The sequence below is a fragment of the Microcoleus sp. K1-B1 genome, assembly GCF_036704705.1.
GTDB lineage: Bacteria > Cyanobacteriota > Cyanobacteriia > Cyanobacteriales > Microcoleaceae > Microcoleus.
The window spans coordinates 94,236-112,244 of the sequence record NZ_JAUBSH010000010.1; the positions used below are offsets into that span (position 1 = coordinate 94,236).

The window sequence follows — 18,009 nt, forward strand, 5'->3', positions numbered from 1 at the left end:
TGTATTAATGTTACTTCTGGGTAAATTTCCACACGCCATTCCAGTTAGCAGGAAGACTCTTTTCTAACAGCGATTGGATGCGTTTTAGATAAAGTTGACTGGGCTTGTCATCTGGATTTAGTGCTACTATCTGTTCAAAACAAACTATAGCCTTAGCAAAATTTCCCTGACAATATTCTTGGATACCCTCCTCAAATATAGGCAAAGTTTGAATTTTGAGCGATCGCACTGGTTCTACTTCAACATCTAACACCTCACAAACTGTAATGGCTTCTTGTCTACCTTTGACAATAGCCCGATCCAAAAAACGGATATGATACTTTTCGGGTTTACTCAAACGTTGTACCACATCTCCAGAAATTAATAAAGATACGCCATAATACTTAGTCAAACCTTCCAGACGAGCGGTGAGATTGACATGATCTGAGAGCGCATCTGCTTGCATCCGATTCGCATCTCCAATAATCCCAACCATCGTATCACCCACATGGATACCAATGCCAATCTTTAGCGGTATATCCCCATTTATTTTACGGCTTTGATTGTATTTATGCAACTGCTCCAATTTCACAATTCCTGCCTGAATAGCATCATCCACGCCATCAGGAAAAACTGCCATGACTCCATCTCCAATATACTTGACAATAAAACCGTTGTGCTTACGAATTTCAGGACTAATTTGCTGTAAATAGTTATTGATGAAGTCAAAGTTTTCTTGAGGAGTCATTTGCTCCGCCATCGTGGTGAAGGAACGCATATCGGAAAACATAATTGCCATCTCTTTGCTCACGTGATCTCCAAGCTGGAAATCAACCATGCTTTGCTTTCCGAGAAATTGGAGAAATTCATCGGGAACGAAACGTCCGTAAGCCTGCAAAAGTTTCTCTAATTCTTGTTCCCGTGTTTTCACGGTTTGCACCATATGGGAAAATACCTGTGCCAGTTCTCCCAGTGCATCACTGCGCGCTGCCACATCTGACAATATCTGAGGTTGAAAGCTATTGTTTTTTACAGCAATAGCTGCATCTATAACCTTTTTTACCTGCTCGATGTAAGTCTGCATCTCTCGGTTTTTATGATGGATCTGGTTTTCCAGATCCGTGGAGTGTTGCGTGACAATTTCTACTAACGTTTCATAGCTGTTTTTTTCATCCTCTACTTCCTCAAGTTTTTCGCTCAACTCCTGTAGCTGGGTATAGAGTTCTTCTGGAGATTTAGATGGTGCTAAATTTATTTGTGGTTTCATAATTTATACTTCCGAATCTGGAAGTGCAAAGTTGTTTGACTTCCTCGCTGTAAATTATTATAACTTACACGCGCGGAACTCGAAATCCTGTTTCAGCTTCGATGCTTGACCACTAAATCCAAGATTCCTCGTAGAAACCTGGTTGACGACCGTCAATCATAAATTATGCACAATATTTCCCTGTTGCTTCAATACTAGCAAAGTAATGTCATCAAATACCTTTTGTTCTCCAATAAATTTTCGCAAATCAGCGATGGTGGCTTCCTTGATTTGTTCGGCGCTCAAATGCCAGTTTTGAGAAACCACTGCACAGAGTCTTTCGATACCGTAGAATTTTTTGTGCATATTTCTAGCTTCGGGAATGCCGTCAGTATAAAGCACCACCCCGTCCCCCGGCTCTAAGTCAACTAAAACATGGCTAATCCAATCGGAAATATCTTCATCTAAACCGAGCGGAAATCCTAAATTTAGGGTGTCTATTCGCTGGATTTGACCACCTTTCCTGACCACAAGAGTTTCCTCATGTTGACCGCTGATACTAATTGTGCGATCGGCATAGTTGAGCAAAGCTAGTGTCATATTTTTGTCTGAGTTCATGCGCTGGACATTTTTATAAAGAGTGCGGTTGAGGGTATCTAAAAAACGCACCGGGTTGGATTCTTGCATTTCCTGAAGAGTGCGGACAGCAGCTTGAGTCATCACCATCAAAATGCCACTTTCTAATCCGTGTCCGGTGACATCACCAATGCAAATTGTGACAACCCCGTTAGTACAAAGTACGTCGTAGTAATCACCACCTACTTCCGAGGCTGGCTCCATAAATCCGGCAATATCTAAATCTTCAATGGCTGCAAGTTCTGCAGGTTTTGGCAGAATCAACTGCTGCATTTGTTTGAGCATATCGAGTTCGGAGCTCATGCGGAGGTTTTCCGCTTTCAGGCGCTGGTTGAGAGCAGCAATTTGTTTGGTGGCTGTAGCGAGTTCAGAGGTACGTTCTTTGACTTTATCTTCTAGAGTTTCAAAAGATTCTTGCTGTTGTCTCGCCATACTGTTAAAGGAATTTCTTAAGGTTTCAATTTCCCAAATCCGACTGGAATCAACGTTCTGGTTGAGAGCACCACCTGCTAGATATTCTGAAGCTTGAGCAATTTGATTCAGGGGGCGAGTAATCCAGCTAGCGGTGAAAATACCCACTCCAACAGAGATAATGAGAGCCACAATACACAGCCCAATAGTGTAGCGAGTGTTAGCATAAATTTGCGCCATAAAGTCCGCTTCAGGAACTACTACTACACTCAGCCAATTGAGGCCGTACTTGTCAGTTAGCGGAGAAACTTGGATAAATTGCCGCTCACCGTTCAGATTAAAATCAAGTTGAACAGTTTGATCGATATCTTCCAAACGCTTGAAGCGATCGAGCAGATAAAGCACACTTTGACGCATCAGCGGGTTGCTGCTTTCCTGTGCTTTGAGCCGCTTTTTATCTTTGCCTGTTCCCACCGAAAGAGGCTGTTCTTTAAGCGAGGTGGCTATTAACTCACCCTGGGGTTCAATGATAAATACTTGACCGGAATTACCCACCCTTAAGGTTTGCAGGAAGTGGCGAATTTGATCTAGTCCCATCTGGCAAGTCAGCACGCCAATTAGTTTCCCTTCGGCATCATAATAGGGTAGACTCGCATTAATTTGCAGCGTACCGTAGCCAAAATTAATATAAACTTCACTCCAAGCTGCCTGTTTCTTCTCAACAGCTACTCTGTAAAAAGGGCGCGTGCGAACGTCATAATTAGGCGTGTTTTTTTCGATTGTTGTCGGGTTTCCATTCTCGTCAAGGTTGTAATATATCAAGTCGCCACCCTCCGGAATCAGTTGCTGGGCAAGCTGAGGTTTTTCAAGTCCAACTAGCCGATTTACCCAACCCACACGCAGGTACTGACCTTTTTCGTTGGCAATTCCCGCATGACCGATCGACTTAAATTGCAGAACTTGTTTCCAAAAATATGGTCTAGCTTGCTCCAAATCGTCAAAGTTCAACACCCCCAAAGGTACAGCATCCTGATTGATCTGATTCACCAGTGGCGGAGCTTCCAAATAGGTTTGAACACGTTCGTAAACTCTCGCACTCACTTCGTGCCGCAACTGACTAACAATATCGTTGACTATCTGCTCTCCGTTTCTGTAAGACAGATAGCCAACGCAGCCAACAGCAGCCAAAATTTGGAGAACAAAGGGAACTACCAAGACATTGCGGAGACGGAATTTGCCCGCTTTGGAGACGATCGCGCTTTTTTGAGAAACCATTGTTAAAAACACTCCCAGCGGGCAGTTTTTTGTTACAAGACTTGATAATGGATATATTAAGAGCGACGGACAATGTTATCATATCAAAAACTCAACCAACATCAAAAAATCTGCGTTCATCAGCGCTCATCTGCCTCCATCAGCGGTTAAAATAAAACAATAAATCCCAACAATAATGCAAATTACTCAATCCCTCCACAGCGCCATCCTCATCTCCAACCTGGAACAATCCCAACACTTTTACAGCACCGTACTAAAACTGCAAAAAATCGATCGAGACTTAAAATTTCCCGGAATCTGGTATCAAATCGGCGACTTCCAGCTCCACCTAATTTTAGCTGCCACAATTATCCCAGATGCCGTAGACCATGCCAAATGGGGACGCAACCGACATCTAGCATTTTCTGTTGCTAACTTAGAGGCAGCCAAACAGCAGTTAATCGCTCACAATTGCCCGTTCCAAATGAGCGCATCAGGTCGATCGGCATTATTTACCCAAGATCCCGACGGCAACATCATCGAACTCAGCGAGTAAAAGATGAAAATCATCGCTTATTCTTACACCGAACCGCTACTGGAAGCAGCACCCGCACCGGAAATTTGGGGTCAAGAAGTCGATCGCACCTACCAAGACTTAGGAGGGCGGCAACAACTTCAGCAACTCCTCAAAGACTGCCAAACAGAACCAGTCAAATACTTATTAATTCAGCGGTTTGAAGAACTAGGCGACACATTGCAGCAAGTGTGTTCGCACCTCGCCCAACTCGAAAACCTCGGCGTCGAAATCATCGTACAAGCAGAAACAGAACCAAGAAACCGCAAAAACTTGCTGCACATCCTCGCAGAAATCCAGCGCAGCCAACACAGCCGGAGTATTCGCAAAGGACACGCGCGCAACCGCATCAAATCCCGGATTCCACCGGGTAAGGCTCCCTATGGCTACCGGCGCGGCAAAGATTGTTATACGATCGATAAAACCACCGCCCCCACCGTCAAAGACTTTTTTGAACACTTTTTAATTTACGGTTCCTTGCGAGGTTCCGTGCGGTATTTAGCCAAGAAATACAACAAAAAAATTTCTGTAAGTACCGGCCGCCGCTGGCTGACAAATCCCGCCTACCGAGGCGATTTGGAATATCAAAACGGCCAAGTAATTTCTAACACCCACGTTCCGATTATTTCCAGAGAAGAAGCCGCCCAAATAGACAGGTTACTGCGGCGCAACCGCTGCCTTTCTCCTCGCAGCGCTAGCGCCCCACGTTCCCTCGCCGGTTTAGCAATTTGTGCAGAATGCAACTCGCCCATGACAGTTGCCAAAGTCACCTCCTACCGCAAAGAAAAAGAATACCTTTATTTGCGACCGATTAACTGTCCAAAACAGCCTAAATGTAGCGGCATTTCCTACGATGAAGTATTGCAATTAACCATCGCCGGTATTTGTCGGGATTTACCCGATGCTGTTGCTGGGTTGCAAATGCCGAATATGAATGGAATTAAAGCAGGAATTGTCAAGGCGATCGCATCAAAACAAGAAATCATAGAGCAACTTTGGGCCCTGATAGAAAGCGGCATTTTAGACACAGAAACGGCAGAGTTTAGAGCCTACAAAATCCGCACCGAAATTGCCGAACTGCAAAGCAAATTAGCCCAACTACCCCCAGTAAATTTGCGAGAAACTGCCCAAACAGTGTCCCTGCCACAATTTTGGCTCGATTTATCAGAATCAGAACGCAGGTTTTACTTTCGAGAATTTATCGATCGCATTGAAATCGTCCGGGAAAATACAAATTGGCAACTGCAAATTATTTTCATTTTTTAAGGATTAGCTCGACGTTCATCCAGAGATGCTAGGTGAGATGCCCGACTTCTTAAGCTATTGCGGCATTTAAATTGTCTGTCAAAAAACAATCCAAATCTTGTGGGGTGTCCCGCCCGCCCTGAATATGCAATTTAAATGCCCGACTTCTTAAATAATTCGGGTATTTGGGTACTCTATTAGTTCGGTAGGAGTGGACTGCGTTTGACAATAATCAGTTTCAACCGCTGAATTATCTTTTGTAGCCTTTAGCCAATAGGCGATCATCTCTCCTTTTCCTTTAACCGTAATCGCACCTCTTTCCTCAAATAAATACCGATCTTTTAACAGTTCGTAAATAGCAGTAGTAACTTGAATATATCCCGGTAATCCTTGACATTCCATCCGAGAAGCAACATTAACAGTATCTCCCCACAAGTCATAGATAAATTTTTTAGTGCCAATTACGCCAGCAACTACGGGCCCTGTATGAATGCCAATCCGAATTTGAAATGGTTCGCCTCTGTCAGTTTGAAAATCAGCGATCGCTGCCTGCATATCCAAAGCCATATTGGCGATCGCTTCTACATGATCTGCCCTCGGCACAGGCAACCCCCCCGCTACCATATAAGCATCTCCAATTGTTTTAATTTTTTCCAAACCGTGTTTTTCAGTTAGTTGGTCAAACCTTGAAAAAATCTGGTTCAGTACATTTACCAATTCTAGAGGTAACATTCTAGCAGCGATAGACGTAAAATCGACAATATCGGCAAAAAGAACTGTTGCTGAATCAAACCTCTGGGCAGGAGAACCCTCGCCCTTTTTCAAATTTTCAACAATCGCTGCGGGTAAAATATTCAGCAATAAATGATCCGACTTTGTTTGAGCAAGCCGTAAAGCTACCTCCACCCCCTGCCGCTCTTTAATTTCGTTTTGCAAACGTTGGACAAGTTGTTGGCATTGCTTCGTTTGCTCTTGAAGTAACTGTTGTTGACTTTGAATTGTTAACTGATTTGCCACTCGTGCCAATACTTCTTTACCGTGAAAAGGTTTAGTAATATAGTCAACTCCTCCCACCTCAAAAGCTTTCACCTTATCTAAAACGTCATCTAAGGCGCTTAAGAAAATCACGGGAATGGAACTGGTTTTTGGTGAAGCTTTCAACTTTGCACATACCTCATATCCATTCATGTCTGGCATCATCACGTCCAGCAAAATTAGAGTCGGCGGAAACTCTTGCACTGTAGCGATCGCCCTTTGCCCGTTCAGCGCTTTACGAACCTGATACCCTTGTTCGGTCAAGATTGTAGATAAAAGCCGCACATTATCGGGCTTATCATCAACAACTAAAATGTTGGGTTGAATTGTAGGATATTGATGGCTGTCCATGCGATCGCTCACGGTAGTTTGTCAAGATAAAAGATATTAACACTTAAGAAGTTGACCTAAAAAAAACGCAACAGATAATTTCCGATTTTCTCTCCTAAAAATAGATGGCAAGGAGACGCTATTAGGGCTTAATCTTAGGTATTTTTTAATAAAATACTCTCCTAAGTTTAGATTAGTTGAAAACATGGATTTTCACCGCGTTGCAACTGCTGACTGCGCTATCTCTATAATATCGTCAAATAGGAAATCCTCCACCAAAGTAGTTAAATATTGTGCGGACAAAGCAAACTGGCTCGGCATTTCCTCAATCAACTTGACAATTTTATCATCGCAACATTCATGAGCAGCATGAGATATCTTTTCTACCCACTCAAGAGGCATTTGACCGAGTTGGGACTCGACAGATTGATTGCTAGTCACTCCGCTAATTTCGCTTTCATTTTCTAGTGGTGCATCAACAGATTCCTCGTAAATGTAACGCACTCCTAAAAGTTCTTCCATTTTCGCAAATAATATCTTTGCCTCGAAGGGTTTACGCATGAAATCATCGCAGCCTGCTCCTAAAATAGTTTGTCGTTCCTCTTCAAAAGCGCTAGCAGTAAGAGCAACTATTACAGTTTGTTTTCCGAGAGGATGAGCTTTAATTTTTCGGGTGGCTTCATAGCCATCCATGACAGGCATCTGCATATCCATCCAGATCAGGTGCGGTTGCCAATCCTCCCATACAGCAATAGCTTCTTCACCATCTCTAGCTTCTCTCACGAGGATGCCTAGTGGTGACAATAATCTCTCTATGACTAGGCAGTTATCGGCGCGATCGTCAACAACCAAAATCCGGTATTCTGGTTGATTCGGTGCTAAACCAATTACTTTTTTCTGCGGTTTAAGGATTTTAATCTCACTTGGAGTGGCCAGGCTGATTTGAATATCAAATGCAAACTTACTTCCCAGATCAGGTGTACTGCTGACAGTAATATCTCCTCCCATCATTTGTACAAATTTGCGACTAATGGGTAAACCTAATCCAGTCCCCTGTTGAGATTTTTGACCTGTTTTTGTTTGCTCAAAGGGTTCAAATAACTTATTCATCTCTTCTGCGGCAATGCCAAGACCAGTATCTTCAATTTCAAACTGAAGGCGTAAAAATTCCGCACGCAGGTCATTCGCGTCTACACAACTAACGTTCGCCAAGCTTTCGGACTGATAAAAACCAGTACACCATCCGGTTTTTTTTGGTATAGCTGTGGTTTCAACCGCTAAGCTTTCCGAATGTTCAGAACCCGCGCCGGCAAGTTTTTTTTGTGTGTCCCCAAACTCTGCGGTTTCACCTCTCAAACTTTCTTGTACCTGATTTTTTACTCGCAAAGTAACGCTACCCATCTCTGTAAACTTGATTGCATTTCCTACAAGATTAATCAAAATTTGCCGCAATTTACCTTCATCTCCCGTAACAAAGTGTGGTACGCCGTCACCCACTTCCAAATTTAGCTGCAATTTCTTAGATTTAGCTTTTAAGCGAAACATTTCTTCTAAGGTTTTTAGCAATCGCATTAAATTAAAGCTGCTTTCATTAAGCTGACTTCGGCCCGCTTCAATTTTGGACATTTCCAAAATGTCATTAATTAGCGCCAGCAAGTGTTCACCCGCGCGATTAATAATTTCTAGATGCTGCTGGTGTTGATTGTTGAGAGATGAATCGCGCACCATCACCTGACTAAATCCGAGAATGGCATTCAGGGGAGTCCGCAATTCATGGCTCATAGAAGAAAGAAATTCGCTCTTAGCGCGGTTAGCTGTATCAGCAGCTACAACAGCTTTTTGTAATGCTGTTTCTGCTAATTTGCGATCGGCAATTTCTGTTTTTGCTTGTTCAAAAAGGGTGGATTGCTGGATGGCAATTGCTAGCTGCACGGAAATTTGCTGAAGAGATTCTATCTCAGAAGAGGTCCAATGCCTTTGACTACGGCAATGATGAGCAATTAGTAGCCCCCATAGTTTTTCACCTTGCAAAATGGGAACCACGAGGTTAGCTTTAATTTCAAACTGGCTCAGTAAATTAACGTGGCACTCTGAAAGACCTGCCGTATAAATATTGTCGATCGCGCGAAGGTGTCCCTGCTCGTAAACAGAGACGTAGCGTTCTCGAAAACAAGGGTCATTAATGTCAATTCCCAAAATCGGCATCGTACCGACAGATACCGACTCGACGGCTATAAATCCACTCCAATCAGGGTTAAAGCGGTAAATAACTGTTCTATCAGTTGACAAAAACTGCCGGATTTCTTCAACAGCCATTGTCATTACTTCTTCTAGGTTAAGAGAGGAACGAATTCGCTCTTGGATGGAATTCACGAGCCGCTCCCTTTTTACTTGTTGCTGCAAAGCTGCTTCCGCCTGTTTGCGAGCAGTAATATCTACTCCATAACCCACGCACTCCACAGGTATGCCAGCAGAATTTTTGACTAACTTGATCTCATCGTATATCCAGCGATAATTACCGTCTTTGTGCCGTTCGCGGTATTCGTAAGAAATCGATTCTTTTTCCAAGATCTGAGCGTATGAACTAGCAACAATCTCTCGATCTTCTGGATGAACCAGGCTATGCCAATCAAGGGAACCATCAAGAAATTCTCTCGCTTCGTAACCAATCATTGAAACAATATTATCGCTGACAAATGTTACGTCATAATTCCCCCCTAATTTGCAGCTAAAAATGACCGCCGGAGTAGTCGCCAGCAAATATTGCAAGCGTTCGGTGACAGAACGCAAGTTTAACTCGGCTTGCTTGCGATCGCGAGCTTCCATTGCTAAAGCTGCGATTTGCGCCACATAGCTAGCGAAGCTTTGTTCGTCGAGGGTCCAATTCCTGGTCGTTCCCTGATGTTCTAAACAAATTACACCCGCAATTTGCCCTTTATGGGTAATAGGAACATCTAGCATCGATGAGATGTTTAAAGGCTTCAAATAAGATTCGCTAAATTCTCGGGTGCGCCGATCGGTTTTGGCATCAACCGCTGCGATCGTCTGTTCTGTGTTCAAAGCTTGGAAATAGCTAGGATAGTCAGCTACTTTCAGTTCTGCACCGGCGCTGTGTTGATTGGGAGTTAGTTCGTAAATATCCGCACAGCACAGTGCGGATTTATCTTCCTGATAAAACCAAATACTTGCCCGATCAACATTGAGGGTACGAGTTGCCATTTGCGTAATTTCTCTCAACGCCTCGCCGATATTTCCCTCGTAAATACTAGAGTTTTTGGCTAATTCTAGCAAACCATTTTGTTGTTCAGTCAACCTATTTTCTCGTTCGCGCAAAGCCGATTCAGCAGCTATTCTTTCTCTAATTTCGGCTTCTAAATAACCATTAATTTCTGTCAACTCTGCCGTGCGCTCTTGGACTTTGATTTCTAAATCATCATAAGCGTGGCGCAACGCTAATTCAGCATCTTCACGCACCGCAATTTCAGTCTGCAACTTGCGATTTATGGCCTCTAATTCTTGGGGGGTTTTTAAAGACAAAAACTGGGGCAATAGTGTTACCATCGAGGCGGCGGTGTAGCAGGAAACCAGTGCAGTAATTCCTTTTTCAATCCCCGACAGCCAATAAGCGGAATGCCAAAGCGTCCAAATGTCTATCAAGTGACCGGTGCCGCAGAGAATAATAAATGCACCAAATAAAGCAAATATTCCTAAAAAAGGAACATCGCGCCGCTTGAAGATAAAATAAATTAGCATCGCCGGAATTGAATAGTAGGCGATCGCGATTAAAAAGTCCCCAGTTACGTGCAGCCACACTAAAGGCGTTTGCCACAGATAGCAATGACCGTGAGGCATATACTGAGTTGGGGAAAAAATATTTTTGAGTGCTTCCCACATAATACTTGTTATTTGCAGATAATATGAATTTGATGATGCCTCAGTTAGGCAAAAAATAAACGAAACCGAAAATTGTAGCTGGATTCAGCATTATTTACGCCTCAAGCCAGCTTGTTCATAACAGCTTGCTTCTGCACTAGGTGGCGATCGCCAAATTGCGATCGCAAAGGAATTTCAATGATAAACTCCGTACCTCTCCCAACCTCGGAAGTGCAGCGCAAATAACCTTCATGGGCTTGAATAATCTGATAAGAAATTGCCAAACCCAGCCCGGTACCAGCACCGATAGGTTTCGTTGTATAAAATGGATCGTAAATTTTAGCGATCGCATCATAATCTATGCCAGTCCCATTATCAGCAATGTGAATCTGCACCCACTTGCCATCAACTAAAACGGTGCGGATGCGAATTTTTAGCAGTGGGCAATAGGCGTTTTGTAAGTTGTTAGAGCAATTATTTTCCCAATAGCCGTTGGTCGAATCTCCCTGCTTTACAATCTGTTCTAAAGCATCAATAGCATTAGAACAAATATTCATAAATACTTGGTTAAGCTGCCCAGCGTAGCATTCCAAGGCTGGCAAATCTCCATACTCTTTAATCACTTGGATAGGAGGACGGTTTGGTTGTTCTTTCAAGCGGTGCTGCAAAATCATTAAAGTGCTATCGAGACCTTCATGGATATTTACTTTTTTCATGTCAGCTTCGTCTAACCTGGAGAAAGTGCGTAAAGATTTAACAATTTCCCTAATTCTCTCTGCTCCAATTTTGATCGAACGAAAAAGTTTTTGCAGGTCTTCTAAAATAAAACCTAGATCAATTCTGTTAATCTTGTCTACAATTTCCGGTGCAGGAGTGGGGTAATAAACTTGATAAGCCTTAATCAATCCCAAAAGCTCTTTAATGTATTCCTCAGCCGGAATCAGATTGCCATAAATGAAGTTTACAGGGTTATTTATTTCGTGAGCAACCCCAGCTACCATTTGCCCCAAAGACGACATTTTTTCTGTTTGCACGAGTTGAGCTTGAGCGCCTTTGAGTTGTTGCAGAGCGTTCTCTAACTGCTGAGTTTGTTCTCGCAGTTTAGCTTCCGAATGCCGCAATGAATTTTCGGCCAAAGAGCGATCGCGATTTTCCTGTTGCAAACGTTCATTAGCCACCTCTAAAGCGATCGTCCTCTCTATCACCCGTTTTTCCAATTCTAGCATTAATTCCGAGAGTGCTTCTTGAGCTTGTTTGCGCTCGCCAATCTCATTTTGTAAAGCTACATTTGCCACCGCCAATTGATCGGGACTGGGAATAGCCAAGATTTTTGGGATTAGTTCCACCAGCACTGCTGCTGTAGATAGCGAAATCAACGCCGTAATCGCTTTAAGAAAACCAGAAAACCAATAATTAGGATGCCACAGCGTCCATATTTCCATAATATGGGTAATCCCGCAGCAGATAATAAAAGAGCCAAACAGCATGAAAACCCAGTCAAAAGGCACGTCTTGCCGCTTTTTTACAATATAAATCAGCGTGATCGGTATCAAAAAATAAGCGACGGATATCAAGCCATCGGACAAAACGTGTAGCCCCACTAATCCAGGCTTCCACAAGTAGCAATGACCGTGAGGAATAAAATAATTAGGAAATATTTTATGAACCATTTGCATTAAATCAAGTAGGTTATTTGCTAAAGTTGTTAAAATAGGATTACAGGGAAATCAAAAAACCTGCTAGCACAAAAAGAAGAATTATGCTTTTGGACTTAACGCTTGTGATGAGTAAAGGCAGCGATCTGAAACTACTGTTAATTAAATTAACATCAATCGACTAAGCTTTAGCAAAGTCAACTGTCACATTTTTAATTCTGCCTTTACTACCAACTGTGACACCGGCATGACATTTTGGCCAAGGATCAAGACAAAATGAGCGCAGATTCCTTTCCAGTAAGAGCGCCAGCGCCCATTGAAATTAGGTTATAGCACTCAGCGATCAGTCCGGCAACGGGGAAATTACCAGATTTAACGGATGTCACGGATTCAACTTAACGAAGAGAACCATTCTCAAAAACCTGTAGAGGTGGGTTCAGTCTTGTACCCTTGAAAAGTGCAGACAGGTTACATACACCTGCCACTACCCCGCGAGGGAATTCTTGATTATTGACAGTGATACTCTTCGGGGATATTTAACCGATTTGACCAATTACCCCCTGAAAAATGTCGCGACAGGAGCGTGTCGCAATCCAATCGGCGATCGCTCTGAGCTTTACACTCAATCATAAGTGATAATATCAACGATACACTTATATGGTTATTGCCCGTTATGACGATAGATGAGGTACTACAGCTAACTCGTGTGCGATTACAAAAAGATTTATATCCCGTACAAGAAATCATACTCCGCCAAGTTTGGGAAGGAAAGACTTATACAAGTATTGCATCTACCTCTCATTACGGAGAGCATTACCTGAGAAACATCGCCTCGTCTTTGTGGCAATCTCTCTCTCAAATCTTGCAGACATCTATTAGCAAATCAAATTTTCGCTCTTGTGTAGAATCACGTTCCCTGACCGCAGAAGAACGAGAATTAATTGAAGCATTTACCCGCAGCCAATGCCTAGCAACACCTTTAGAATTTCCCGGATCTCCCGTCCCCCTCGATTCGCCATTTTATATCCCTCATCCGCTAATTGAAGAACTCGCCTATCGAGAGATTACCAAACCAGGAAGTGTGCTGCGGATTAAAGCTCCCAGGAAGATGGGAAAAAGTTCCCTTCTGCTACGGATTTTAGATCGCGCGACTTCTCTTGACTATCGAACTGTAAGTTTAGATTTTCAGCAAGCCGAGGAAGCTGTCTTAGCCAATATCGATAAATTTTTACGCTGGTTTTGTGCCAACATCAGCCGTAACCTAGAATTACCACCTCTATTAGATGATTATTGGGATGAAGACATGGGTAGCAAAGTAAGCTGCACCATCTATTTGCAACAATATGTATTAGCAGAAATAAATACTCCTCTTGTGTTAGCTTTAAATGAAGTAAATATAATTTTTGAATATCCCAAAATTGCTAGAGAATTTTTGCCACTGCTGCGAAGCTGGCATGAAGAAGCAAAGCGGATTGAAACTTTGGGAAAACTGCGGTTAATAGTTCTTCACTCCACATAAATTTATATTCCTTTAAAGATAACTGAATCGCCTTTTAATGTCGGTTTACCGCTGCAATTGCCCTATTTTACAGAAGAGCAGATACTTGCTTTAGCCCAGCGTCACGGACTGGATTGGACAGAGGGTTCCGATGCCGATCGACTGATGGCAATGGTGGGGGGACATCCTTATCTGGTGCGGCTAGCTCTTTACCACCTCTGTCAAAACAGTGTAACGCTAGATCAGGTACTACAACAAGCTCCGACAATAGCGGGAATTTATAAAGATTACCTGCGGAGTTTTTGGGCAACATTGCAAGACTATCCCGAACTTGCGGTTGCACTTAAACAAGTGGTAAAATCGGAACACGGAGTCGAATTAGATCCGATAGTGGCTTCTAAATTATTGAGTATGGGGCTGATTCATATCGATAACAACCGCTGTACGCTAAGCTGCGAGTTGTACCGCCTCTATTTTGGTTCGCACAACTTTATTTAGACCCCACTTTACAGTTTCTTTGCGTCCAATATCAGCCTTAAAAACTCGACGTTTTCTGGCGCTTAGAAATCGCGACTATACAAACAAAGTCCGCCTACGCGGACTAAAAAAACAAGGGGGTAATTAACCTAAGTTTGGCATAATTTATATTATAATGAAGCTCCAGCACCACATCCTCACCTCTAAATAAATTTACTAAATACTCATCTTTAAACCCACCCATAAACGGCATGACCCAGGTAACATACCAAATTGGTGGCAGTCTCGCCAGTGATGCGCCTACATACGTAGTGCGACAAGCAGATTCCGAACTTTATGAAGCCTTAAAAGCTGGCGAATTTTGTTACGTGCTTAACTCCCGGCAAATGGGCAAATCTTCTCTCTTAGTCCGTACCCTGCACCGACTGCAAGCCGAAGGATTTCAATGCAGCACGATCGACATGACTCGTATCGGTAGCGAAAATATCACTCCCTTACAGTGGTATAAAGGAATTGTTGGGGATTTGTGGCGCAGCTTCAATTTGTTAGGAAAAGTTAATTTAAAAACTTGGTGGCGCGACGAAGAAGAGGTTTCATTTTCGCAAAGATTGAGTCATTTTATTGAAGATATCGTGCTGGTCAATTTTCCTCACGAGCGGATATTTATATTCATCGATGAAATCGATAGCATTCTCAGTTTGGATTTCGCTGTCGATGATTTTTTTGCCTTAATTCGGTTTTGCTACAATCAGCGAGCGATTAATCCAGAGTATAACCGCATTACTTTTGCAATTTTTGGAGTAGCCACGCCAAGCGATTTAATTGCCGACAAAAAGCGAACTCCTTTTAATATCGGTCATGCTATAGATTTGCAGGGTTTTGATCTGCACGAAGCCCAACTATTAGTTAAGGGATTAGAGAGTGCCGTCAGTAATCCTCATGCCGTTCTCAAACAAATATTAGCTTGGACTTCAGGACAGCCATTTCTCACCCATAAAATTTGCTATTTGGCGTATAGATCCAGCCTAGAAACGGCGGGAGGATTAGTAAATATTCCCCCTGGAGCCGAGGCATTTTGGGTGGATAGTTTAGTGCGATCGCAAATCATCGATAAATGGGAATCGCAAGACGAACCGGAGCATCTGAAAACGATAGGCGATCGCATCCTGAGAAACGAACAACGCGCCGGAAGATTGCTCAGCATTTACCAGCAAATTTTGCAAAGTGTGGAAGTACCAACCGATGACAGCCGAGAACAAATCGAACTATTACTATCGGGTTTATTGGTAAAAAGCCAAGGCTATTTGCAGGTAAAAAACCGAATTTATCAAGAAGTATTTAACCTCGAATGGGTAGATAAACAATTAAGGCAACTGCGTCCTTACTCCCAATCTTTCGATGCTTGGATCGCTTCCAAACAAACAGATGATTCGCGCCTTTTGAGGGGACAAGCCTTAAAAGATGCTCAAATCTGGATGCAGGGAAAAAGTTTGAGCGATTTAGACTATCAGTTTTTAGCAGCTAGCGCCGAACTCGACAAGCAAGAAATGCAACTGACGTTAGAAGCAGAAAGGTTAAAAGAAGTCGAAAAAAATGCCAGACGGCAAAAGTGGTTTATTGCTGCACTCTCTTTCGCATTAGCGATCGCCCTGTTTCTCGGAACAGCAGCTTTTTGGCAATATCGTCGAGCTACATTGAGTGAAATCGAAGCGATCGCCACCTCATCCGAAGCCCTCTTCACCTTAGAGCAAAAATTAGACAGCCTCATCGCCTCCATCACAGCCAAGCGCAAACTGCAACAACTCGGTATAGCAAATCCCGAACTAGAAAAGCGCGTGCAATTATTACTAGAGCAGGCAGTTTATGGAGCTTCCGAGTTCAACCGCTTTTCAGGACATCAGGCGATACTGTATAGATTAGCAATCAGTCCCGACGCTCAAACCATTGCCTCAGCAAGTGTAGACAACGAGGTCAAACTCTGGCAGCGAGATGGCACCCTTGTTGCGACTCTTCCCCACAACGGTACGGTATGGAGGTTGGCTTTTAGCCCCGACAGTAAACTCCTCGCTTGCGCTAGTGAAGAGGGCACAGTTAAACTTTGGCAGCAACAGGGAACTTCTTGGTCGGGCCCCAAACTCCTACACACCCTTGAGGGACACAGTACCGAGTTTCAGGGTCTGGCGTTCAGCCCAGATGGCGAGATTTTAGCCGCATCCGGTGAGAATAACACCGTTAAACTCTGGGACAAAAATGGGGTTTTATTAACCATTCTCGATCGCACCGATGCGGTTCGGAGTCTTAGCTTTAGTCCCGACGGGGAAATGCTCGTTAGCGGAAGCGGGGAGGGCACGATCCGATTGTGGAAAAAAAACGGCGCATTCTGGGGGGCCTCCGTAAAGTTACTGCGAACGTTTCAAGGCCATAGCGCTGCCATTTGGGAGATCGAGTTCAGTCCTGACGGCGAGATATTTGCCTCCGCCAGCATGGATAAAACTGTTAAACTTTGGCCTTCCAATGCCCCGTCAGCCGAAGAGTTACAGCCCCTACGAACCCTTAATGGTCACACAGGTGGCGTTGAGGGTCTAGATTTCAGTCCCGACGGTCAGATTATCGTCTCAGCCAGCGACGATCGAACCATCAAATTTTGGAGTAAAGACGGCAAAGAGCTCAGAACTTTTACAGGGCATCGCGATGGCGTGTGGGATCTCGATTTCAGTCCTGACGGCACTTTCATTGCTTCGCTGGGTGTAGGAAATGCTGTCAAACTTTGGCAGCCGAAAAACATTTTTCTGTTGCCCCTGCAAGGTCACGACGGTGGTGTTTATGCTGCTGCTTTCGCGGATGACGGAAAAATCGCCGCCACTGCAAGTACAGACGGCACGGTGAAACTTTGGCAGCCAGATGGCACATTGCTGAAGACGCTTCAGGAGGGCAAAGGAGGGTTTTGGAATGTCGCATTCAGTCCTGACGGTAAAATCATTGCCGTGGGGGGAGAAAAAACAGTGAAACTCTGGCACAAGAGTGGCAGATTCCTGGGAGAAATCAACGCCCACAAAGGTATAGTTTACGGAATTGCTTGGAGTCCTGACGGTAAAATTATTGCCTCCGCAAGTACAGACGCCACGGTAAAACTCTGGGAGCCAAACGGCGTGTTAGTGCGAACTCTGAAGCTAGATGGCAGCGCCTTCTGGAGTGTGGCCTTTAGCCCTGATGGAAAAGCTTTAGCCGCCGTAGGTAGCAGCGGTACTCTCGCTATCTGGAAGCCCGATGGGACTTTGTTGCAGGCGATTGATGCCCATGAGGCTTTGACTCTAGAGGTCAGTTTCAGTCCCGATGGCAAGACACTCGCCACAGCCAGTACAGATGGCACCGTCAAACTCTGGAAATTAGATACCTCAGACACCTCAGTTCCTCAGAAAACACTGCTACGGAGAACGCTTAAAGGTCACACACAGGGAGTGCTGGGAGTTTCCTTTAGCCCGGATGGTGAAATCGTCGCTACGGCAAGTATTGATAACACGGTGAAACTCTGGAACTCTAACGGCATTTTGCTGACGACGCTCACGGGGCATAGAGGTGCGGTGACAGGAGTTTCCTTTAGTCCCGACGGCACTTTCCTTGTCTCCGCCAGCATGGATCAAACGGCGATTTTGTGGAATGTGAAGCAAATTCTCAATACAGATCCACTGGTGTTTGGTTGCAATTGGGTGCGAGATTATTTGCGAACGAATGCCGATGTGAAGGAGGAAGATAGACATTTGTGCGATGCCGTGGGCGATCGCTAAATTCTCCGAAA

8 protein-coding genes and 1 pseudogene are annotated in these 18,009 nt (G+C 43.9%); 4 read left to right on the top strand and 5 right to left on the bottom strand.

Annotated features, from left to right (window positions below; genetic code table 11):
- Nucleotides 1-10: 10 nt before the first annotated feature.
- The gene (locus QUA83_RS05690; protein WP_333292047.1) at nt 11-1,246 is read right to left on the bottom strand and encodes an adenylate/guanylate cyclase domain-containing protein; all 1,236 of its coding nucleotides are present in this window, start codon (nt 1,244-1,246) and stop codon (nt 11-13) included.
- A gap of 156 nt (nt 1,247-1,402) precedes the next feature.
- Entirely contained in the window at nt 1,403-3,547 is a 2,145-nt protein-coding gene (locus QUA83_RS05695) for a SpoIIE family protein phosphatase (protein WP_333292048.1), read from the bottom strand.
- Between the two features lie 175 nt (nt 3,548-3,722).
- Here QUA83_RS05695 and QUA83_RS05700 point away from each other — a divergent pair, with 175 nt between their 5' ends.
- On the top strand, nt 3,723-4,082 hold the full coding sequence (locus tag QUA83_RS05700; protein ID WP_333141263.1) for a VOC family protein: 360 nt from the start codon (nt 3,723-3,725) through the stop codon (nt 4,080-4,082).
- Between the two features lie 3 nt (nt 4,083-4,085).
- Nucleotides 4,086-5,366 carry a recombinase family protein gene (locus QUA83_RS05705; RefSeq protein WP_333292049.1) on the top strand — a complete coding sequence of 427 codons (1,281 nt, stop codon included), beginning with the start codon at nt 4,086-4,088 and terminating at the stop codon, nt 5,364-5,366.
- Nucleotides 5,367-5,513: 147 nt separating this feature from the next.
- Here QUA83_RS05705 and QUA83_RS05710 read toward each other — a convergent pair whose 3' ends face one another.
- The 3 genes from QUA83_RS05710 to QUA83_RS05720 form a co-directional block, all read right to left on the bottom strand.
- The gene (locus QUA83_RS05710) at nt 5,514-6,731 is read right to left on the bottom strand and encodes an adenylate/guanylate cyclase domain-containing protein (protein ID WP_333292058.1); all 1,218 of its coding nucleotides are present in this window, start codon (nt 6,729-6,731) and stop codon (nt 5,514-5,516) included.
- Between the two features lie 192 nt (nt 6,732-6,923).
- Entirely contained in the window at nt 6,924-10,604 is a 3,681-nt protein-coding gene (locus QUA83_RS05715) for a GAF domain-containing protein (protein WP_333292050.1), read from the bottom strand.
- 101 nt (nt 10,605-10,705) lie between these two features.
- A complete protein-coding gene (locus tag QUA83_RS05720) occupies nt 10,706-12,259 on the bottom strand; it encodes an ATP-binding protein (protein ID WP_333292051.1) in 1,554 nt (517 codons plus the stop codon).
- A gap of 685 nt (nt 12,260-12,944) precedes the next feature.
- On the opposite strand from QUA83_RS05720, the pseudogene QUA83_RS05725 reads away from it, so the two are divergent.
- Together QUA83_RS05725 and QUA83_RS05730 are read left to right on the top strand one after the other, a co-directional pair.
- Nucleotides 12,945-14,234: pseudogene (locus QUA83_RS05725) on the top strand (AAA-like domain-containing protein).
- A gap of 230 nt (nt 14,235-14,464) precedes the next feature.
- A complete protein-coding gene (locus QUA83_RS05730) occupies nt 14,465-17,998 on the top strand; it encodes an AAA-like domain-containing protein (RefSeq protein ID WP_333292052.1) in 3,534 nt (1,177 codons plus the stop codon).
- Nucleotides 17,999-18,009 lie beyond the last annotated feature (11 nt).